The sequence below is a fragment of the Acinetobacter sp. A1-4-2 genome (genome assembly GCF_040233925.1).
In the GTDB taxonomy this organism is placed as follows: domain Bacteria; phylum Pseudomonadota; class Gammaproteobacteria; order Pseudomonadales; family Moraxellaceae; genus Acinetobacter.
Genome location: NZ_CP157981.1, coordinates 343,662 through 364,993, shown reverse-complemented (window position 1 = coordinate 364,993; position 21,332 = coordinate 343,662). Strand labels below are relative to the sequence as shown.

At 42.2% G+C, this 21,332-nt stretch carries 24 protein-coding genes; 10 read left to right on the top strand and 14 right to left on the bottom strand.

Annotated features, from left to right (window positions below; genetic code table 11):
• Positions 1–102: 102 nt before the first annotated feature.
• The gene (locus tag ABJ384_RS01720; protein ID WP_180042162.1) at positions 103–723 is read left to right on the top strand and encodes a class I SAM-dependent methyltransferase; all 621 of its coding nucleotides are present in this window, start codon (positions 103–105) and stop codon (positions 721–723) included.
• A gap of 37 nt (positions 724–760) precedes the next feature.
• Here ABJ384_RS01720 and ABJ384_RS01715 read toward each other — a convergent pair whose 3' ends face one another.
• On the bottom strand, positions 761–1,228 hold the full coding sequence (locus tag ABJ384_RS01715) for a Holliday junction resolvase-like protein (protein WP_180042154.1): 468 nt from the start codon (positions 1,226–1,228) through the stop codon (positions 761–763).
• A 119-nt stretch (positions 1,229–1,347) separates the two neighbouring features.
• On the opposite strand from ABJ384_RS01715, the gene ABJ384_RS01710 reads away from it, so the two are divergent.
• From ABJ384_RS01710 to ABJ384_RS01695, 4 genes are all read left to right on the top strand, one after another.
• A complete protein-coding gene (locus tag ABJ384_RS01710; protein WP_086195815.1) occupies positions 1,348–1,992 on the top strand; it encodes a ParA family protein in 645 nt (214 codons plus the stop codon).
• 131 nt (positions 1,993–2,123) lie between these two features.
• On the top strand, positions 2,124–3,251 hold the full coding sequence (locus tag ABJ384_RS01705) for an AI-2E family transporter (protein ID WP_349928541.1): 1,128 nt from the start codon (positions 2,124–2,126) through the stop codon (positions 3,249–3,251).
• Between the two features lie 103 nt (positions 3,252–3,354).
• Positions 3,355–3,915, top strand: coding sequence for a superoxide dismutase family protein (gene sodC / locus ABJ384_RS01700; protein WP_180042156.1), 561 nt, complete (start codon positions 3,355–3,357; stop codon positions 3,913–3,915).
• Positions 3,916–4,212: 297 nt separating this feature from the next.
• A complete protein-coding gene (locus ABJ384_RS01695; RefSeq protein WP_180044655.1) occupies positions 4,213–4,518 on the top strand; it encodes a DUF3817 domain-containing protein in 306 nt (101 codons plus the stop codon).
• Positions 4,519–4,666: 148 nt separating this feature from the next.
• Here ABJ384_RS01695 and ABJ384_RS01690 read toward each other — a convergent pair whose 3' ends face one another.
• From ABJ384_RS01690 to ABJ384_RS01675, 4 genes are all read right to left on the bottom strand, one after another.
• Complete coding sequence (locus tag ABJ384_RS01690; protein WP_349928539.1) at positions 4,667–5,896, bottom strand: MFS transporter; 1,230 nt, start codon at positions 5,894–5,896, stop codon at positions 4,667–4,669.
• 247 nt (positions 5,897–6,143) lie between these two features.
• The gene (locus ABJ384_RS01685; RefSeq protein WP_349928537.1) at positions 6,144–7,472 is read right to left on the bottom strand and encodes an AbiH family protein; all 1,329 of its coding nucleotides are present in this window, start codon (positions 7,470–7,472) and stop codon (positions 6,144–6,146) included.
• Between the two features lie 94 nt (positions 7,473–7,566).
• Positions 7,567–7,947, bottom strand: a complete 381-nt coding sequence (locus ABJ384_RS01680; RefSeq protein ID WP_200223257.1) for a hypothetical protein — start codon at positions 7,945–7,947, stop codon at positions 7,567–7,569.
• A 112-nt stretch (positions 7,948–8,059) separates the two neighbouring features.
• Positions 8,060–9,469 (bottom strand): FAD-binding oxidoreductase, encoded by a 1,410-nt coding sequence (locus tag ABJ384_RS01675; RefSeq protein WP_086195822.1) that lies wholly within the window; start codon positions 9,467–9,469, stop codon positions 8,060–8,062.
• A 354-nt stretch (positions 9,470–9,823) separates the two neighbouring features.
• On the opposite strand from ABJ384_RS01675, the gene serA reads away from it, so the two are divergent.
• Both serA and ABJ384_RS01665 read left to right on the top strand, forming a co-directional pair.
• On the top strand, positions 9,824–11,056 hold the full coding sequence (gene serA / locus ABJ384_RS01670; protein WP_086195823.1) for a phosphoglycerate dehydrogenase: 1,233 nt from the start codon (positions 9,824–9,826) through the stop codon (positions 11,054–11,056).
• A gap of 375 nt (positions 11,057–11,431) precedes the next feature.
• Complete coding sequence (locus tag ABJ384_RS01665; RefSeq protein WP_349928535.1) at positions 11,432–12,298, top strand: EamA family transporter; 867 nt, start codon at positions 11,432–11,434, stop codon at positions 12,296–12,298.
• 67 nt (positions 12,299–12,365) lie between these two features.
• Here ABJ384_RS01665 and ABJ384_RS01660 read toward each other — a convergent pair whose 3' ends face one another.
• The 3 genes from ABJ384_RS01660 to truB all read right to left on the bottom strand — a co-directional run bounded on the left by ABJ384_RS01660 (position 12,366) and on the right by truB (position 14,641).
• Positions 12,366–12,833, bottom strand: coding sequence for a hemerythrin domain-containing protein (locus ABJ384_RS01660; protein WP_349928533.1), 468 nt, complete (start codon positions 12,831–12,833; stop codon positions 12,366–12,368).
• 115 nt (positions 12,834–12,948) lie between these two features.
• On the bottom strand, positions 12,949–13,716 hold the full coding sequence (locus ABJ384_RS01655) for a TSUP family transporter (protein ID WP_349928531.1): 768 nt from the start codon (positions 13,714–13,716) through the stop codon (positions 12,949–12,951).
• Positions 13,717–13,732: 16 nt separating this feature from the next.
• A complete protein-coding gene (truB, locus tag ABJ384_RS01650) occupies positions 13,733–14,641 on the bottom strand; it encodes a tRNA pseudouridine(55) synthase TruB (RefSeq protein ID WP_349928530.1) in 909 nt (302 codons plus the stop codon).
• Between the two features lie 149 nt (positions 14,642–14,790).
• Here truB and ABJ384_RS01645 point away from each other — a divergent pair, with 149 nt between their 5' ends.
• The 3 genes from ABJ384_RS01645 to ABJ384_RS01635 all read left to right on the top strand — a co-directional run bounded on the left by ABJ384_RS01645 (position 14,791) and on the right by ABJ384_RS01635 (position 18,034).
• Positions 14,791–15,822, top strand: a complete 1,032-nt coding sequence (locus ABJ384_RS01645; RefSeq protein WP_349928529.1) for a lipase secretion chaperone — start codon at positions 14,791–14,793, stop codon at positions 15,820–15,822.
• 90 nt (positions 15,823–15,912) lie between these two features.
• Positions 15,913–16,896 (top strand): triacylglycerol lipase, encoded by a 984-nt coding sequence (locus ABJ384_RS01640; protein ID WP_349928527.1) that lies wholly within the window; start codon positions 15,913–15,915, stop codon positions 16,894–16,896.
• Between the two features lie 172 nt (positions 16,897–17,068).
• Positions 17,069–18,034 carry a triacylglycerol lipase gene (locus tag ABJ384_RS01635; protein WP_349928525.1) on the top strand — a complete coding sequence of 322 codons (966 nt, stop codon included), beginning with the start codon at positions 17,069–17,071 and terminating at the stop codon, positions 18,032–18,034.
• Positions 18,035–18,101: 67 nt separating this feature from the next.
• Here the strand turns inward: ABJ384_RS01635 and rplS are convergent, their stop codons facing one another.
• The 6 genes from rplS to ABJ384_RS01605 form a co-directional block, all read right to left on the bottom strand.
• Positions 18,102–18,476 carry a 50S ribosomal protein L19 gene (gene rplS, locus ABJ384_RS01630; RefSeq protein WP_086197174.1) on the bottom strand — a complete coding sequence of 125 codons (375 nt, stop codon included), beginning with the start codon at positions 18,474–18,476 and terminating at the stop codon, positions 18,102–18,104.
• Between the two features lie 169 nt (positions 18,477–18,645).
• On the bottom strand, positions 18,646–19,395 hold the full coding sequence (gene trmD / locus ABJ384_RS01625; RefSeq protein ID WP_349928523.1) for a tRNA (guanosine(37)-N1)-methyltransferase TrmD: 750 nt from the start codon (positions 19,393–19,395) through the stop codon (positions 18,646–18,648).
• A gap of 42 nt (positions 19,396–19,437) precedes the next feature.
• A complete protein-coding gene (gene rimM / locus ABJ384_RS01620; RefSeq protein WP_166168629.1) occupies positions 19,438–19,986 on the bottom strand; it encodes a ribosome maturation factor RimM in 549 nt (182 codons plus the stop codon).
• 25 nt (positions 19,987–20,011) lie between these two features.
• Positions 20,012–20,269: a 30S ribosomal protein S16 gene (gene rpsP / locus ABJ384_RS01615; RefSeq protein WP_086197177.1), complete on the bottom strand. Its 258-nt coding sequence runs from the start codon at positions 20,267–20,269 to the stop codon at positions 20,012–20,014.
• Between the two features lie 144 nt (positions 20,270–20,413).
• Positions 20,414–20,857, bottom strand: coding sequence for a type IV pilin protein (locus ABJ384_RS01610; protein ID WP_349928520.1), 444 nt, complete (start codon positions 20,855–20,857; stop codon positions 20,414–20,416).
• A complete protein-coding gene (locus ABJ384_RS01605) occupies positions 20,851–21,330 on the bottom strand; it encodes a prepilin-type N-terminal cleavage/methylation domain-containing protein (protein ID WP_349928518.1) in 480 nt (159 codons plus the stop codon). The genes ABJ384_RS01610 and ABJ384_RS01605 overlap by 7 nt, the downstream gene beginning before the upstream one ends.
• Positions 21,331–21,332: the final 2 nt, after the last annotated feature.

Sequence of the window (21,332 nt, the reverse complement as noted above, 5' to 3'; positions counted from 1 at the left end):
CTTGGTAACAATAGAGATATATTCAGTCACTTTTTTGTCTTATTTTCTGAGCTGAAGATTGGTTAAACTAAGATGATATAAAGTAAGAAAAATTAAGTGACAATGATTTATAAATTTTACCAGCAACACATTTTTCCGCATTTGCTCAATCAAGTAATGCAAACGGCCAGCCTGATGGATCAGCGTCGTGAACTGCTACTCCCCATTACAGGCGAGGTGCTAGAAATTGGCTTTGGGACTGGGGTTAATCTGCCTTTTTATCAAAATATCGATACACTCTACGCCCTTGAACCCAATGCCGATATTTATCAGCTGGCGATTAAACGTGTGCACGAAAGTGCCATTCATGTGCAGCATGTTCAGGCCGGTGCAGAAAAGCTGCCTTTTGCCGACAATAGTATCGATAATATTGTCAGTACCTGGACACTGTGCAGTATTGAACATCTGGATCAGGCTTTGGCTGAATTGCATCGCGTGCTCAAGCCTGGCGGAACCTTGCATCTGGTCGAACATGTACTATCTGACCGCCCGACACTGCAACATCTGCAAGACCTGCTGACACCCGTTCAAAAACGCCTTGCCGATGGCTGTCATCTCAACCGCAATATTGAACAGGCCTTGCTTGATGCACATTTCAGCTTTAAAGAAAAATATTATCTGGATGCAGCCGGTATTCCAAGCCTTGCACAGCGCATGCTGTTTGCCCGTGTGCAAAAACAGTAAGTCCTGAATTTAACGGCGTTTTATAAGCATCGCCGTTTTAATCATCAAAATCGATACGGACTGTTTCAAAACGTACCCGCCCTTCCCGTATGGCCTGGGCAATCGCCTGTTGCCCCTTGGTCAGGCGCGCACCGCCACTTTTAATGTCTATCAGCACCACCTCGATATCATCGGGACTTCCTTCGCCATCACGCAGGTCGGTATAACCATCGAAAACCACATAATCGATGGGATCGCCCAGAAATTTGGCATCACTGGGTAAATACTGAAACTGGGGCATAATCGGTGCCAGCTGCTCTGCCATCTTGCCTTTGAGCACCGCACGGCTGGTATTGACACTGCGTTTTTGCGCATGCGCCAAAGCCTGCTGATGCTCCAGCTCCAGTTCCGCAATGTACTGTTCATATTCTGCTTTAATGCGTCCATTCCGGGTATTGCTTAAAATCATGGTGGTGAGCACCACACCTATACACGCCCCAATTAGCATTGCCATCCAAATGGACATTATTATTCCTTAATTGCAAAAATTACCGCTACTTATACCTTAAGACTTTTGTCCCGAGTCATATTCACTGCATCAAACAATGATATGCTAGGACTGAGCAGAATAAAATCATCAGGGTTATGAAAACTATCTTAATTGCCAATCAAAAAGGTGGATGCGGTAAAACCGTTACTGCAATTAATCTGGCTGCCGCTTTGGCACAAAAGGGGTATAAAGTCGCACTTGCCGATGCCGATAATCAAAAATCAGCCTTGCAATGGTTAAAACAACGACCGCCAGAGGCGGCTCCTATTCAAAGTCTGGACTGGCGTCAGGAAAAATCAATTGGCGATGTACCTAAAAATATCGAATATCTGATTATTGATGCACCTGGGGCCTTATCTGGCGAGCATGCCGAACAATTAATCAGTGAAGCACACGCCATTATCACCCCATTGCAACCGTCTTTCTTTGATATTGATAGTACGCGCCGTTTTCTGAAACATTTACAGGATATTAAACGCATCCGCAAAGGGAAGGTACAGATTTTACTGTTGGCTAACCGGATGAAAGCAAACACTGCCAGTTCCAAAGATATTCAGGATTTTTTCCAGAAAATTGAACAACAGCCGGTAGCCTGGATTTCCGAGCGTGCTGCCTATGCCCAGCTTGCCATGCAGGGACTGAGTATTTTTGATAAAACACAAAAAAACTATCGGGCTATGCAAGATCAATGGCAACCGCTGTTAAATGCAATTGTTGATGATCCCAGCGCCTGGTTTTAATCGCATTAAATAGACACAGCGCAAACTTTTGCCTAGAAATGTGCAATAAATATTCATCACAACTTACCCAGCTCTCGTTCTCGGGAGCTTTTTTTTCGGTTAAGATGAACTCCGAACTTAGGAAGTAGTCAGTGAATTCAGTGCAACGTTACGCGCCCACATTACAAAAGGTTTTATTATTTGGACTATTTTTTGTCCTGATGTATTTGAGTTTTCATGTGCTCAAATATTTTATTGTACCTGTGGTTTGGGCGGCAATTATTGCCTATGTCACCTGGCCGCTGTATCAGTCGGTATTACGCATGTGTGGACAGCGCCCTACCCTAAGTGCCACAGTGATGATTCTTTCTGTGGTTCTGGTTCTGGGTTTACCGATTATTTTTGCCATTTTCATGTTACAGCATGAAGGGCGAAATCTGTATTACGAATTACAGAAACAGGTATTTTCCGGTCACCTGAATGTTCCTGACTTTATCCGGCAGTTACCTTTTATTGGCAAAGAAATTTCTCGAACATTAAGAGAGATTAATCAGGACCCGAACAGCATTATCCAGTCCGTCTCGATCTGGATTCAGGGTCATTTAAATTACGGGAAAGCGGTACTGAACGAAGTCAGCAAAAATCTGATCAAGCTCTGCTTTGCCGTGATGTCGTTATTTTTCTTTTACCGTGATGGTCACACCATTTTACATCAGGTGAGCAAAGCCCTGGAAATGGTGATTGGTCCGCGTATCCATCATTATATTGCCACCATTTCCGATACTACCCGTGCCGTGGTCTATGGCGTTGGATTGACTGCCATTGCCCAGTCTATACTGGCTGGCATCAGCTATTTTGTGGCCGATGTACCTAACCCGATGGTACTGACCATTATTACCTTCCTGCTGGCACTGATTCCTTTTGGACCTCCAGTTGCCTATACCTCTGTTTCACTGTGGTTATTTTCTCAAGGACATACCATAGAGGCGATTGGGGTTATGGTATGGGGCGTGTGTATTGTCAGTACCGCAGATAACGTGATCCGTCCTCTGGTGATTTCCGGTGCCACTCAAATTCCCTTCCTGCTGATCATGTTTGGTGTGCTGGGTGGTCTGGCCAGCTTTGGTATGGTGGGATTATTTGTCGGCCCGGTCATTCTGGCGGTATTACTGGCAATCTGGAGGGAATGGCTGCATGAAACCAATGAAACCGAAGGTTTAATGATGCCTAAAGCCACGCTCGCTCATGATATTGATGATGAAACCCATCACCCTGATTAAGCTGGTAGGCAGAAGTTAAGAAACTTATACATTGCACTACTTAAATCACCTGGTCTTGCATCCACGACTTTGTTTCAATGACGCCAATTATAAAAAAGTCAGGATGCTTCAAGTCATGAAAACACTATTTAAACAAGGCGCAATAACAACATTGGGTACCATATTTTTAGCCGGTTGTGCCGGTACCATGCCCATACAAGAACATAAAGCGCAACGTGTCACGGTCAATGCCGTCACTGCTCAAGGTGTAGGTAATAAAATCGGGACTGTAGAATTACGCGATAGCCCGGCAGGTCTAGTCATTAATACCGATTTAAGTGATCTGCCACCCGGCCCTCACGGGTTCCATATTCATGAAAAAGGCTTCTGTGGCCCGGCAGAAAAAGATGGCAAAATGGGCGCAGCCCTTGCAGCAGGCGGTCATTTCAATCCAAACCAGGCGCCACATCACGGTACGCCACTCACTGGCCATCTAGGCGATTTACCCCTAATTACAGTGGAGGCTTCAGGAAAATCTCAGCAAAAACTGGTGGCCCCACGTTTAAAACTGGCTGATGTTCAAGGCCTAGCAATTATGGTCCATGCCGGTGGCGATAACTATGCCGATGAGCCTAAACCTTTGGGCGGTGGTGGAGACCGGATTGCCTGTGGTGTGATTCAATAAGTTGTCCATAAAACCATAAAATAAAAAAGCAGGCAGAGTGTCTGCTTTTTTATGATGACCTGACAATCAGAAATCATACTGAGTCATATTGGGGTTGATAAATTGACAGCAGTACGGAAAAAGTAGGCTATATCTACAACAATTCAACTTTAGAAAAACCCTGAATTGCCTGAAAGACCGATTTCAACACCTGATTATAAGTGTTTGATAATTTTTTAAAATATACCGAGCTTTTATTCACCCTTACGGCAATATTCGGTACACTCAGGGTTCATTCTCATAGATTTAAACATGACCATGAATATTCAAACTTTACGTGTTGTCGGTCTTTTAGAAGGTATTTCCTTTCTGTTACTTCTTTTCATCGCCATGCCAATGAAATATATGTTCGATAATCCAATCTTGGTGAAATATGTCGGTATGGGGCACGGCGTACTGTTCATCCTGTTTTTAATTGTTTTGTTTATCGTGTGCGAAAAACAGAAATGGTCGATTCAGATGTTTATTCTGGGTTTAATCGCATCCATTTTACCGTTTGGCACTTTTGTTTTCGATCGTAAGTTGAAGGCTGTTGAGCAGCCGATTGCTGAACCCAAGCTATAGTTCCTGATTAAAAGGCTATTTTCTTTTTCAGGAAATAATAAGGATACACCCTCATTTCCTACTGGAAGAAAATACTGATTTGAAATCAGTATTTTCCCCTCCTTTCAGGAGATGAGCAGCGCTGCTGCGCAAGGGAGAGGCCTGAATATCAAAATACCCCCTGCTCCACACGTTCTTTTAAAATGTCTTTGAGCATCGCTCGAGGGAAACTAAACCACAGCGCAATCAAAATAAAACAGGCCACGCTATAGGCCAAATAATGGTAGTGTTCATACATCATCCGAACCAGTTCAATAATGATAAAGAAGCTGAACATCAGCAGCATCGATACCGCTGCCGCGACTGTGCCTTTGGACACTTCCGATGACATCAATGCAAAGCGGTACAGCACCGAAAAGCTGATGCCTTCACCAAAACTGATCAAGGTCATGCCTGCAATTAAGCACCAGACCAGATAATCCTGCCAGATCACACCAGCCAGTAAAACCACGGTTCCGAGCAGCATAATGGGCAAGCCCATCAGTACCGATTTCCCCAAAGCCAGTTTGTCGATAATTTTAATCAGCACGATATTCCCGACAATCAATCCACCCAAAACCGGGAACTGTGCCAAACCGTATTGCATGCTGCTAAAACCCAATTCTTCCACCAGCATGACCGGTGACAGCGCAATCCACAGCATCAACGGCATACTGACCATTGGCAAGGCCAAAGTCATGGCCAGAAAACGTCTGTTTTTATAGACCTGTTTAAAGTCATCCAGAATGTAGCTGAATGGCTGTTTTGGAATGCTCAGCTTTGTATCCGGCATTTTGGCTTTCAGTCCAAACCAGCTTAAAAAGGCTAAAAATGCGATACCAATAAAACCCCAATGCCAGGAGACATGATCAATCAGGAATGCGCCGATCACAGGACCCAATAACGGTGCTAGCAAGGAAATATTTGCCATCAGTGCCATGACCTTAATGGCATCGCGTTCTGCAAAAGTTTCCTGAATGGCGGCATAACCAACAGCGGAAATAACCGTGAGACCAATCCCCTGTAAAAAGCGCAGTGCTAAAAAGCTTTCAATATTTTTCGTCAGTAAAATTAGCAAGCAGCACAGTGCAAAGAACAGTACACCTGCGAGCAGCACTTTTTTGCGTCCCAAACGGTCGGACAATGGGCCGAGCAACCATGCCACACATGCCCCACCGAGCAGATAAAATGACATGGAAGATGGTGCCCATGAACTGCTGACGCCAAAGTCTTTGGTAATAGCGAGCATGGCGGGCTGGACCAGGTCGTTGCCAATATAAACGGAAAATTCAAACAGCACCAATGCCAATGGAAACATCAGCGTGGCACGGTTTAAGGTGGCGGTTTTAACTTTTTGCATTGTTTTTCTACATATATTTTAGGCTTGTAGGGCTATGCACTATTTTCAGGGAGAGAAGCGTCAGCCCAATGCCAAGCACTGAGTGTTTAAATTAAAGTTTGGGAAATGCACTTGTTTATAAGTGACTTAAAACACCGTATTCACAAGGTGTTTAAATAAAAAAATTCGTAAGAATAATTGATCTCAAACAAGTACACCTACTTGGTTGAGTAGGTGTAGTTTAGCAGATAGAAAGTTGGGTACAAAATTAGGCTTCGGCTAATTTGGGTAGCTCAACAGGTTCTATATTATTTAATTTAGCTATATCAGGATTTGGTTCAAATTTAAGCCAACCTTTTTTCATCCATTTTTCTACTTCTGACTGTCCTAAAATATTAAATAAATTATAAAGCATGTCTTTTTTTGCATTTTTGTTATGTACATATATGGTTATAAATGCATTAATTTTTTCATTATTAAGACTAAAAAGTTCTTTTATATAATTACTATCAGACTGATCTAACGAGTGCCCCCAAATGGCAATTTTCACATCTTGAGGGTCAACATAGTATTCTTCATATCCACTTGAATACTTGGCCTCGTCATAAATTTCTTGAATTAATTTTGATTCTTCTAAAAACTTATAATCAGTTTCTTTAAGAATTTTTTGGGCATATTTTACAAATTGGTAAGGCTTATATTCTCTAAGTTTATCTGAAATATCTGCGACTCCTAAGATAATATTACTTTTTTCTAAACTACCATGTAGAAAAGAAATTTTATTGTCTAAAAAATAATAACTTTTCAAAATATTTGTGTAATTGAATGAATATATTTCTGTATTAACTCCAATTCCAATTTTTTTAAATTTCTTTTTAGGTTTTAGATTACAAACTATATTATTCAAATAGAATGAAAATAATTCGCTAAAGTCTTCTAACTGATCAGATAGCGTTTTGAATATTTCATTAACTCTTAAATCAAGAATATTCATACCCTCATCATAATCTGAATCATCACTAATAATATAATCCTTACTAAATTTCCACTTTTCTTGAGGTTCTATTCCCCCCCAAAAAGCACAAGAAAAATTATCATGCGTTTCTAAAATGCCTAAATATGACAGCTTCCTTAGCAAATCATTTGGTAAATTAATAATTTCAAATTCATCAGATTTATATTCACATATTAAATTCTCCAACAAACTAACTCGTTCACGTGATTTATTATATATTTCTATTAATCGAAGGATTTGGTTCAAAGCTTCGTTTATTTTTTGTTCAAAATCTATCCATGTATCAAGCTTGTTATAATGCTCAGAAAAGTATTTGTACCAAACATTTGATTCTAATTTCTGTTTCAAGTTTTCAATTTTTGCTGAAGAAAATTTTATTTTTTCTGTTTTATAAATTGATTTGGTATATCCGAAAAAGTAACCTTCTTTTTCATAGAGTGTTCCAAAAATATCATCAAAATTAATCTCATCACTCCATTCATCCCAATTCTCAATCGCATCCATCGCTACCATAAAATGATCATACTTCGTCGGCAAATAGTGAGACAAATCAAAACCATTACCGACAATCAAAATATTCATTGCTCTTATTCCCCAAACGCATAAAAAGCGCATCAATCGATACGCTTTTTATGCGACATAATGGCCGAAATAGCAATCCTGAATTAAAAACTCATCAAGGACATTTTGCCGTTTGAAATGCTTTGCTATTTTTACTGCGTTGGCATTGATACTCGGTCTGTGTTCCCGTTTTTTTCCAATTGCCATTTATATTTTTAAAGCTATAAGTGGTACGGATTGAACGGACAGAATCATCCATTAATCCAGTTTCAGTCACTTTCACCTGTGCTGCTGTAGGTGACTCGGCGCGGTTAAAATATTGTCGCACATCGACAGTAGTCAGATTTTTATGTAGTTCCGGACGCTCTTTTAATACCTGAGCCATTGGGGTATCAGACGAACCAATATTCACTTTAGAGGCCAATTTCTTGGTCGTTGCACAACCCGTCGTGATTAAGCCCAAACAAATGATACAGGTAGAGAGTAAACGTAACATTGGGAAATATCCCCCATAAAAAAAAAGACATAGCATCTATGATGCCATGCCTTTTTTTCATACTCGATAACAGTTATGTAGTCATCGACGCTCAGAACTTACAGGTTAAATATTAAAGATCAAATAATTTACCCGGGTTCATAATACCGTTTGGATCAAATACCTGTTTCAAGGCTTTCATGTAGCCAATTTCTTCTTCAGAACGAGTGTAATTGAGGTAAGGTTTTTTGGTCATACCAACACCATGTTCCGCAGAAATTGAACCGTCATATTTTTTCACAGTTTCGAATACGTATTTATTCACCACCTGACATTTGGCAAAGAATTCATCTTTAGACAGGTTCTCTGGTTTCAAGATATTCAAGTGCAAGTTACCGTCACCAATATGACCGAACCAGCAAATTTCAAAGTCAGGATAATTATCCGCAACAATGGCATCAATTTCTTTAATAAATGCCGGAACATGCGTAATTAATACGGAAATGTCATTTTTGTATGGTGTAAACGGTGCGATTGATTCAGAGATATCTTCACGTAAACGCCATAAGCTGTGTACCTGTTCCAGGCTTTGGCTCATTACTCCATCGAGCACCCAACCCTGTTCCATGCAATGCTCAAAAATTTCCATCGCCTTGTCCATAATTGGCTCAAATGGCGCTTCAAATTCAAGCAGTACATAGAATGGACATTCCGTTTCAAACGGACGTTGTACATGACCATGATCCAGCACTTTTTGCATCGCAAGTTCACCAAAGAACTCAAATGCAGTTAAATCAATTTTCGCCTGGAATGCGTGAAGTACAGGCATCACTGCTTCAAAGTCAGGTACACCCAGTACCATCACTTGCAGGTCTTGCGGTTGACGTTCCAGCTTGATTTCAGCTTCAGTCACCAGACCTAAAGTGCCTTCACCACCAATGAACAAATGTTGTAATGCATAACCGGTCGCGTTCTTGATCATGCCCTTGTTCAGACGCAGGATGTCGCCCTTACCGGTCACAACGGTCAGACCCAGCACCCAGTTACGGGTCATGCCGTATTTAATCACTTTAATGCCGCCGGCATTGGTACCGATGTTACCGCCAATTTGTGATGAACCTGAAGACGCGAAATCCACCGGATAATACATGCCCTGTTCTTCAGCATAGTTTTGTAACTGTTCAGTCACCACACCCGCTTGTACACGCACCATACGGTCTGCAGGGAAGAATTCCAGAATCTGGTTCATCTTGTCCATGCTGACCACAATTTCACCATTGGCTGCTACTGCACCAGCAGATAAACCGGTACGGCCGCCAGATGGTGTGATGGCAATATTGTGTTCATTGGCAAATTTAACAATCGCCTGCACCTGTTCCGTACTTGATGGAAAAACAATGACTGATGGGTTTGGATCGAAATGCTTGGTGTAGTCTTTGCCCCAGGCATCGAGACTAGCAGCATCAGTTTTAATGCGGTTTTCACCCACAATGGCTGTCAATTGGGTTAATAACTCAGGTGTTAAAGCGACTGGAGCATTCATCGTTTGCAGACCTAGCAAGAAATATACAAGTGGTGGATGGTCTATAGAGCATTCTTTGCAAAGAGATTTACAAAAAATAATGTCTTAGACTGGGTGTGAGCATAAAATCAACAGTATAACTGTGATCGATTTCACTACTCGACATTATAAGACATTTTTTACTAAAACCCGGTGAAAATAAGCATTTTGACAATCTAGGCTTAAAAATTACAGTTTTAGTTAGACCAAAATCTGTAGTTCCTGACATATGTATGGCAAAAATACCTATAGTCTCGGTCATAAAGGAAATGTATATAGACCCTTCTCGTATGTTATCATATCGCGACTAAATTTGGCCTTTGTAGCGGAGCCGTAATGAGCCAACATCTTTCACTGCCTAAAGATAAAATTCGTTTCTTGTTGTTAGAAGGCGTTCATCAAAACGCAATCGACACTTTAAATGCTGCTGGATACACCAACATCGACTATCGTAAAACTGCGCTTGAGGGTGAAGCGTTGAAAGAAGCGATCAAAGATGCCCACTTCATTGGTATTCGTTCACGTACTCAACTGACTGAAGAAGTATTTGAAGCAGCCAACAAGCTGATTGCTGTTGGCTGTTTTTGTATCGGTACCAATCAGGTAAATCTTGATGCTGCGATGGTTCGTGGTATTCCAGTATTTAACGCACCATATTCAAATACCCGTTCAGTGGCTGAACTGGTACTTGCTGAAGCAATTTTATTGCTTCGTGGCGTACCTGCTAAATCTGCTTCTACTCACCGTGGTGGCTGGAACAAATCTGCAGTAGGTTCGTTTGAAACTCGTGGTAAAACTTTAGGTATCGTCGGTTACGGTTCAATCGGTTCTCAACTTTCAGTACTTGCTGAAAGCATGGGTATGAATGTCATTTATTATGATGTGGTAACTAAACTTCCTATGGGTAATGCACGCCAAGTCGGTAGCATGGGCGAATTGCTTGCAAATGCAGACGTGGTATCTCTACACGTTCCGGACGTTCCATCTACACGTAACTTCTTTGGCAAAGACCAGTTTGCACAAATGAAAGAAGGTTCGATCTTCATCAATGCTGCACGTGGTACATGTGTGATCATTGAAGATCTTGCTGATGCAATCAAATCTGGTCACATTGCCGGTGCTGCAGTTGACGTATTCCCTAAAGAACCTAAAGCCAACGGTGAAGAATTCGTTTCTCCACTTCGTGGCCTGGACAACGTGATTTTAACACCTCACGTGGGTGGTTCAACCATGGAAGCGCAAGCCAACATCGGTCTTGAAGTTGCAGAGAAATTTGTTGCTTACTCAGATAAAGGTATGACGCTTTCTGCTGTGAACTTCCCAGAAATTGCATTGCCATTGACTGAAGGTAAACACCGTTTACTGCACATTCACAAAAACATTCCTGGCGTGCTGTCTAAAATCAACAACCTGTTTGCTGAACACGGCATCAACATCTCTGGTCAGTCATTGATGACTAAAGGTGATGTCGGTTATCTGGTGATGGACGTTGATGCAACTGCGTCTAAAGAAGCACTCGATACACTTCACGAAGTTGAAGGCACAATCCGCGTTCGCGTATTGTTCTAATTTAAAATTTAAAAAAAACCACAGCATTCATGCTGTGGTTTTTTATTTTTCAAAATTTTTAAAATCTGGCGTTTTATCTATCTCATGCTGTTTGAACAAGCCAATTTAGTTTATACCCAGTTTTAAAATCGCTCCTGCTGTACAAGTCTTGCTGATTGCACTGATCCACCTGAAAAGAACAAAATTGCAGACTAAATAAAAATAGATCATTTAAATTCAAATCGATAAAGCAATCCTGCATCCACCAATTATTTTAAATTCAAAGTTATGAATTTAAATTTTCCTCCAGTAAAAACTTAAAAATTCAGCATGAACCGCTATACTGTGCGCACCTGAAACATGGTCTATTCGACGGACCATCCAACTGCGTGTCTCATGCCAAACTCTCAACTTCTTGCCGTAGTGTTCATGGTTCTGTCCATGATCTCTTATCAAATCAGTGCATCATTTGCCAAACAATTGTTCTTGGTGCTTGACCCATTGACCGTGACGATTTTAAGGCTGTGTTTTGCTGCGATCATTATTGGGGTCATGTTCCGTTCCTGGAAAATTTTGTCGCGGCTGTCTTTTTTAAAATGGCGCGATTTACTGTGCTATAGCGCAGCACTTGGATTCATGAATATTCTGTTTTATATGTCGCTGGGGAAACTGCCTCAAGGCATTGCGGTGGGTCTGGAATTCATCGGCCCTTTAGGACTGGCCCTGCTGTCGATTAAGCAGCGCAGTGACTATATCTGGGTGGGAATGGCCATTTTAGGCATTGCCTTGATGGTGCCATGGGTACAGACACAGAGTGCGAATTTTTCGATTTTCGCTGCAGCTTGTGCACTCGGTGCCGGGCTATGCTGGGCATTTTATATTTATTTTGGTCAAAAGGTGGTGCATCAGAATATTGGCATGCACGCTTTAACCATTGCTATCAGTTTGTCTGCATTGACGCTATTACCGATTGGACTCTACCACAATGCAGCTGCATTGGTTGAGACCCAGTACTGGGGCAAAGCGTTGGCAATCGCAGTACTGGCCACTGCCATTCCCTATGCCCTCGACCTACAAGCGTTGAAGCATTTAAGCAAACTGAGTTATGGCACCTTATCCAGCCTTTCTCCTGCTCTGGCTGCACTCACGGGACTGCTTTTGCTTGGAGAAAAAATAGGATGGTTACAGTGGATTGCCCTGCTGTGTGTCATGCTGGCATCGGTTGGCGTGACATTCCGAGCCAGCCAGAAAGTCGAGTCTTGAAATAGTTAATTCCAAAAAAGATGGCACGAACGCCATCTTTTTTATCCTGCGATTTTGAATTTAAATTTTAGTTTTTTACCAGCATATCTTTTTTCATTTCTTTATAACGCCGATATTCATTCTTATACTGCACTGCTAAAGCTGTTTTCTGTTCCTCTTCCAGAATTTTTCCGGCCTGTTGAAAAAAGCCGTGTTCTTCCTCTTTCAAATGATGATGCACCTTTTCCGAAAGCTTTTTGGCTAACGCAATCCAGCCGGGATTGCTGAAATCTATTTCGCTCAGCTCTTCAATCATCTCATCCATTTCATGATGTTCGGCCAAGGCATGCCGGGTAATATTCAGTCCAGAATCTGTCATCATGAGTGGAATATAAAAATAACGATCTTCAGCCGTTTCATGTGCAAATAATTCATTCTTTAGTTGTTGGAATAATTCATGGCGTTCTGGTGAATCCTCAGAAGTTTGCAGTAATCTTTCTGAAAGATCACGCTGGATTTCATGACTTTCCCTTAATGCTTCGAAAATGGTCATCATGTAATTTTTCTCCTGTTTTTATCATGCCTTTAATCCAGCATAAAGTGGAATGGACAAATATTCAGGAACTTTTATAAGGAGAATTTGTATGAAAAATTTTAATGTCGAGAATGATTTATGGAAAAAAGGTCGGATATCCCAAACGAATAATCAGGATACTGACCAAAATTAAAAACAGAATCCGAATAAAGCCGCTGCCATATTTCAATGCAGCCCGCACGCCCACTATTGAACCGACTACATTGGCGGCAGCCATCATCAGCCCCAAACCAAACAGGACATGACCGGTCGGCGCAAAAAAGCTCAGTGCCGCCAGGTTAGTGGTTAAATTGGCGACCTTGGACAATGCCGAAGCATGCAGAAAGTCCGCTTGCAGGTAACGAATAAAAAAGAAAATGAAGAAACTGCCGGTGCCCGGACCAAAAATTCCGTCATAAAAACCAATCGCGAGGCTACCCGCAGCAGCTAGCAGTAAGATTTTCGGTGTCAGTTCCTGCCGCACATGTACTTGCCCAAACTGCTTTTTCATAAAGGTATAAATGGCAATCACAATCAGCATCACCAGTACAAAAGGACGCAGCACTTCTTTGGGAATCATGCTGACACAGGCCGCCCCGGCAAAAGAGCTGACAAATGCACAGCTGGCAATTACCGCCAACAGCTTCCAGCGCAATTTGACTTTACGTACAAATGAATAAGCTGCCGATGCGGTACCGCAGATCGATGACAGTTTGTTGGTACCAAATACCGTCGCAGGCGACAGTTGCGGCATCGCATTCATAATGGCCGGAATTTGAATTAATCCGCCACCTCCTACTGCTGCATCAATCGCACCGGCAAAAAATGCAAAAAACAGAAGGCTTAAGATAATTTCAATTTCCATACATTTATTTCAACAATTATTCGAGATTTAACACACGTTTCGGAACCAGACGTTTACGGTCGGTAATTTCGGCCAGACCTAAACATTTTTCACCTTCAAACACCAGCACCTGAGCTTCAGCTGCATGTTCAATATTGCTTTCCATGCCACGGCTAAAATATTCAGCACGTCCTTCAGGCGCCTGAACTTTAGGAAAATGATCGACCGGTGCATAGGCAGGCAACAACAAAGCCTCACGCTCTTGCTCAGTCAGGCTCTCCAGATACTCGATAGTGTATTCAGGAATCAGGTCAAAATGACCGGTTTTAATCCGGTGTAGATAAGTCAGATGACCAAAGGTTCCCAAGGCCTGGGCAATATCTTCGCCCAATACACGAATGTAAGTACCTTTAGAACAGGTCACATCCAGGCTAATACTATTTTCAGTAAAAGAAAGTAATTCGATGGCATAAATATGAATCGGACGTGATTCCCGTTCAATTTCTATCCCTTTACGCGCCAACTCATACAGCGGACGGCCTTCCTTTTTTAAAGCGGAATACATCGGCGGCACTTGCCGAATATCGCCGACAAATTTTTCCAGAACTTGGGTAATTTTCTCTTCAGACAATACAGGTACAGCCTGTTCCAGTAACACTTCACCTTCGACATCACCAGTGGTAGTACTGTGTCCCAAATGAATGGTGGTCTGGTAACGCTTGGTCGAATCGAGTAAATAATGGGAAAATTTGGTTGCCTCACCCAAACAGATGGGCAATAAACCTGAAGCCAGTGGATCAAGCGCTCCGGTATGTCCGGCCTTTTGTGCCCGATACAACCAGCGTACTTTTTGCAAGGCCGCATTTGAACTGATACCCAAAGGCTTATTCAGTAAAAATACGCCGCTGATATGACGGCGTTGAATTTTAGGTGACGTTTTTTTCATAGTGAAAATCAAACAAGTTCAAACGGCTGCTATGTTAACAACCGCTTGTCATTTTTTACAACTTTTCTACGTTTTATTCACTTTCTTTATGGCAAATTGAATTCAATTTTAGAACCTTAAAAAACACAATAAAGAAGGTTGCATAGGACATGCATAAACATCATAAATTATGGATTATTTTGCTTGTTATTATAGTGTGCTTGGCTGTGCTGTTATTTTGGCTCGCACCTTCCCAATCCACAGCAGAACAAACGGAAACTGCTCAAAGGGCTGAGGTGCAGAATCATCTCTTAACATCGTCTATGCCAGCCCCTACAGATCAGAGTCGGGCTTTCGTCAGTCGTAGCCAGCAAGACACTGAAGTGAACTGTCAGTTACGCCTGGACAATGCCAATCGGTTAATCGTAAATGAGCAGACCCGCAACTGTTTTGAATATTTCATTACCCAGTATGGCGAAAAAGATCTTAAACAGATCCAACATGATTTTAAAACTTATATACAGCAAAACTATAAGGAGCCTGCTCTAGGGCAAATTATTGATTTGTGGAATCGCTATATCAATTACCGGGAAAAACTGGGCGATTTGCAGCCCCCCAATATCGACAAGGAAGATCCTCAATATTATCAAAGCATTTTCGCCAATATGAAAAATCTGCGTAAACAGCTGTTCTCTGATTACGAAATTGAAGGCCTATTTGGCACTGAAGATACCTATCATGAATACACCCTCAATCGCATGACCGTTCTGGCAGACAAGAGCTTGACCGAAGCACAAAAAGCACAAAAACTAAAAGATCTTTTTAACCAGTTACCTGAAGACTGGAAAGCAAATCTCGAACAGCTCAATAAACTGGAAGACCTGCGCAAACTTACGGCAGACATTAAAGCCCGGGGCGGTTCAGCACAAGATATTCATCAGATGCGCATGAATCTGGTCGGTCCTGAAGCCACTCAACGTTTAGAGGCTTTAGATGAACAACGCAATGACTGGAAAGACAAGGTCAATCAGTATCTGGATGAACGGGACAGCATCATGAAAAGCGGCATGAGTGATGAAGCCAAGCAGAAAGCCGTGCAAAAATTACGCATCCAGCATTTTAATAAACCACAACAACAACTTCGAGTCGGGACTTTTGAAACCATCCATGATCAGGGAGGAAAATTACCGTATGGCGATTAATCGCACTGTAAGCCAATAAGAAGATGAGATTAATCAACTTATTGGATGTACTGATATGAATAAAAACAAAAATATTTAAGGAAAAAGTTGATGAAAACTTTAAAAAGTAAAAAAACGACCATGCTTGCTATCATGATGACCCTGACACTGGGGCTGGCAGCTGAAACACAGGCAGCAAAAGGAATTTTACAAATTCAAGAAACGGTCAAATCTGACTATGCAAAGACCCGGTATCCCATTGTCATGACCCATGGCTGGTTAGGCTGGTCACGCATTGGCGATGACAGTTTCAATATTGATTATTGGTACCAGATTTTGCCTGATATGGCACGCAATGGTTCAACTGTTTTTGCCGCGCAGCTCTCCCCTGCCAATACCACCGAGTTCCGTGGTGAACAGCTAATTGCTCAAGTCGAAGAAGTACTCGCGATTACGGGAAAGGATAAAGTGAACCTGATTGGCCACAGTCATGGCGGCCCAACCGTACAATATGTCGCAGCGGTAGAACCACGATATGTGGCATCAGTCACCGGCGTGGGCGGAACCTATCGCGGCTCCAAGGTCGCCGATGATATTCAAAACAATAGCATCAGCCGAACGGCATTCAATATTCTGGGCCAATACATTATTGGGCCACTACTGACCTGGGCTCAAGCCAATCCGGACATTCCCGTGAACTTTGATGCTTCAATGAAGTCTCTGACTGAAGTTGAATCTGCAAACTTTAATAAACGTTTCCCCACTGCTGCTTTGGCTTCAGACTGTAACCAGAGCGGTGCAAAAGTCGATAAGAATATTTACTACTATTCTTGGGGCGGTACAGCTCAAACCACCAATCTTCTGGACATTGATAGCATTCTGATGCAACTCGGTCCACTGTCTTATGGCAACAAAGACAATGATGGCATGGTGGCCCGTTGCAGTTCGCATATTGGTCAGGTCATTCGTGATAATTACAATCTGAACCATACCGACCTGGCGAATATGATGTTTGGCCTGAAAGGACTGTTTGCTCCTGATCCGGTTGCCCTGTTCAGACAACATGCCAACCGTCTCAAACTGCAAGGTTTATAATAGCTAAACGCATCAGAAATCATACTCTTATGTATTTTCTTATATCGTTCAGGACATCACTTAACGATTGGGTCAGAGCTGCAACTTTTAAATCATGTGCTGAGTCTGGTATTTAACACCCCAGATTTAGCATATGCAGGGATACATAAAACAAAAAAAATGAGGATTTTTTATGAAATACGGACTATTACTCGCTGGTTTACTCACCAGCACACTATTGGGTACTGTTCAGGCATCCAATACCTCACAAGTGACAGCTAAAGCGGTCTCAACTTATGCAAAAACCAAATATCCGATTGTTTTTAGTCACGGTATGGCAGGTTTCATTACCGTAGGTACAGACCAGTTTGGTCTTGATTACTGGTATCAGATTTTGCCCGACTTGGCACGAAATGGTGCCAATGTCTGGGCCACGCGTGTATCGCCATTTAACTCGTCTGAAATTCGTGGCGAACAACTGGTACAACAAGTCGAAGAGATTCTGGCATTAACCGGGGCAGAGAAAGTCAATCTGATTGGTCATTCACATGGCGGTCCAACTATTCGCTATGTGGGCGGCGCAATGCCAGACAAAGTTGCCTCCATGACAGGTGTAGGTGCTCCAAATACAGGCTCGCCTGTGGCAGACCTAATTTTATCTGCTGAAGGTACAGCTATAGAAGGTCCACTGGTAGGTATCATCAATTTTGTTTCCAAAGCAATTACCTGGGCACAAGGGCTTGACCCGAAGAGTTTTCCGCATGATTCACTTGCAGGAGGAACAAGTTTAACCCGTGCAGGCGCTGCACAATTTAATGCCAAGTTCCCTATCGGTCTGCCCACCACACCCTGTGGGGAAGGTAAACTTCTTGACAACGGCATATACAACTACTCCTTTACAGGTACCAGCACTGTGACCAATGTACTTGATCCGGATTCAGCCTTAGAAGTAACTAGCTGGCTAATTGATAGCGGTAAAGAAAATGATGGCCTGGTGTCACGTTGCAGTGCCAAGTTTGGTAAAACCATCCGCGATAACTATAATTGGAACCATTTAGATGAAGTCAATCAAGTATTTGGTCTGAAATCTTTATTTGCACCGGATCCGGTAGATGTTTACCGCCAGCATGCCAACCGTTTAAAACAGCAAGGCTTATAACCACTCAAATTTCAGACATAAAAAATGCGCCAACAGGCGCATTTTTTTACTCGTATAAAACTTAAAATTAAGCTTTAGTTTTACGAGCTGGTAATTTTTCACGAATACGTGCAGCTTTACCAGACAATTCACGTAGGTAGTAAAGTTTAGCACGACGAACGTCACCACGACGTTTCACTTCAATACCAGCAACGATTGGTGAGTGAGTTTGGAATACACGCTCAACACCAACACCGCTAGAAATTTTACGTACTGTGAACGCAGAGTTCAAGCCACGGTTTTTCTTAGCAATTACAACGCCTTCGAACGCTTGTAGACGTTCACGGTCGCCTTCTTTTACTTTTACTTGGACAACTACTGTGTCACCTGGTGCAAAAGCTGGGATGTCTTGTTTAAGCTGAGCATTTTCAACAGCTTGTACTAAAGGATGCTTACCACTCATGGGGTATCTCCAATAATGTGGGTCAGAAGAGGTCTGATATCCACGGGGACTAGAGGCTAAAGCGCATAGGCCCGATTGACTTTCCCTTCATGCTTGACCGCTTCAATGCATAAAGAGCCTATTAAATACTTCAAGCGACATGCTTGTCGTATGTTTGCGTAAACTGAGCTTATTTACTCTGTTCTTGCGAATCTTTGAGCCATTTTTTTTGCTGCTTAGTCAACTCTACCTTTTCAACCAGCTCAGGCCGGCGTTCCAAGGTGCGTTGATAGCGCTGCAAAAACCGCCATTTTTCAATATTTGCATGATGCCCGGATTTAAGTACTTCAGGCACATCCAAACCTTCAAAATGGTCTGGCTTAGTATATTGTGGGCAATCTAAAAGACCATCCACAAATGAGTCTTGCACGTGAGATTGTTCATCTGACATAGCACCCGGAAGTCTCCGGATAATACTGTCTAATAAAACCATCGCAGGCAGTTCACCGCCCGACAAGACGTAATCTCCAATTGACCATTCCTGATCAACATAATGCTGGATCAAACGTTCATCAACGCCTTCATAACGTCCACACAACACAATCAATCCGTCATATTCGACAAATTGCTGTACTGCAGGTTCGTTTAAGGTTTTTCCTTGTGGCGACATATACACCACGGGAACCTGAACACATCCTGCTTGCCTTGCAAGCTCTTTGGCATGGCTGATTGCTTTTGACAGAGGTTCTGCCATCATCACCATACCTGGACCACCACCAAATGGACGTTCATCCACTCTTTTGTAGTTGCCCTCAGCATAATCGCGAGGATTAATACAAGTGACTTGTACTATTTCACGTTTTGCCGCACGCCCGCTAATACCGTAGGCTGTAATCGCTTCAAACATTTCAGGAAAAAGCGTAATGACTGCAAAAAACATCGCAGACTCCTCTACTTTCCTGCTGCATTCATCCTTAAAGGATTAATAATCTACGCCCCAATTCACGTAGATACGACCAGCTTCAAGATCAACTCGCTGTACCACATCTTTATGCCACGGAATCATACGCTCTTCAGCATCAATACTGTCTGGTGTTGCGTGAACCACCATGACATCATTGGCACCCGTCTCAAACATTTCATGGATTTTACCGAGATTGACTTCCTGTTCAGCGTCATCCAAACCTAACACTGTTAAGCCTTTCAAATCTGTCCAGTAATACTCATCCATACCTGCTTGTGGAAGCTGAGATTTTGAAATCCAGACATTGGAGCCAACCAGTTCGTCTGCGCCAGTGCGATCACTCACACCTTTTAGCGAAACAACCAGGCCTTTGCCATGTGGTTTCCAACGTTTTACATCGACAATTTGCCAACCTGCTTTGGTCTCAATGTACCAAGGCAGATAGTCAAAGATATTGCTCATGGGTTCTGTATTGGAATAGACCCAGAGCCACCCATTTAATCCATATGCTGAACGTAACTGTCCAATCTGAATACGATCTTCGGGAACATTCTGTGTTGGTGTCATGGGCAACTACCTAATTTATAAAAAATTATGCAGCAACTGCAGCTTTCTTAGCTTGAGCAGCTAAAGAAGCAACACGTTCAGAAGGTTGAGCACCTTGTGCTACCCAATGAGCAAAACGGTCAGCATCTAAACGAAGTTTTTCTGCTTTACCTTGAGCTGTAGGGTTGAAGAAACCGATACGTTCGATGAAACGACCGTCACGTGCATTACGGCTATCAGTCACAATGATTTGATAGAACGGACGTTTTTTAGCACCACCGCGTGCAAGACGAATAACAACCATGATAGAACCTTATAGTTTTTACGGATTATCCCTGCACCGACCACCGGAACACTTCAAACCCCTTTCATAGAGGGCGATATTTTACGTTATATTCACCTAAAGGGAAAGATCAAAAATTGTTTTATCCATAATTTTGAATTTGGATTAGCTGCCATCCCAGTTTGAGATGGCTGACAGTGCACACGCTGTAGCACCCTTGGCCCAGAATTTTTGCCCTTGATTATTTAAACAAATCCATCCATTACCATCCTGTGTGCTTGAGGTTGCGGGTTCTGCAATAAGAGTCCATGAGTTAGCATTCGGTATATCCAAAGTAAATGTATAACTTGTATCACCTGTTTGAGGAAATATCGCACTACCATATATTTTATTATCGGTTAACGATGCACCTGCAAAGCTACCATTTGTGGCTTTGTATTGCATCAGTTTCTGAGAGATTTCAATCATTTTACTTTGCGCATCAACACGCTTAGTCTTAATAACGTAATCAGTATAAGATGGATAGGCAATCATGCCCAAGATTCCGATAATTACAACAACTATTAAAATTTCGATGAGGGTAAATCCTCTTTTAAATTGAACTACCATGTTTCATTCCCTGAGCATGCTTGATAGCTTGAAATGGATGCCTTAGATTTACAGCGAATACCTGTACTAGTCATTAGAAAGTTATAATTTTGATTATCCGTCGTTTCAGCCTTAATCGCCCAACCTCGTCCTCGCATATCTTGATCCGTTGAGGTAAGTAATTTTTGTGAATCCAAATCACGTATGGTTAGTGTATAGTCTTTTACTGATACCGATGTCATTGGACTTGCTTGCCCATAAATATAACCTGGGTCAAAACCTTTATAACTAAAATTACGCGATTTATGACGTTCCAGTTGTTCAGCTATCTTCTGGATTTCTTGCTCAGCTTGAGATGCAACTGCCTTACGAGTGTAGGCTGAATAAGAAGGTAATGCTATCGCGGCAATAATAGACAATATAACTACTACAACCATCACCTCAATAAGTGTGAATCCATTTTTAATAAGAGTAATACCATTAGCATAACCCATAG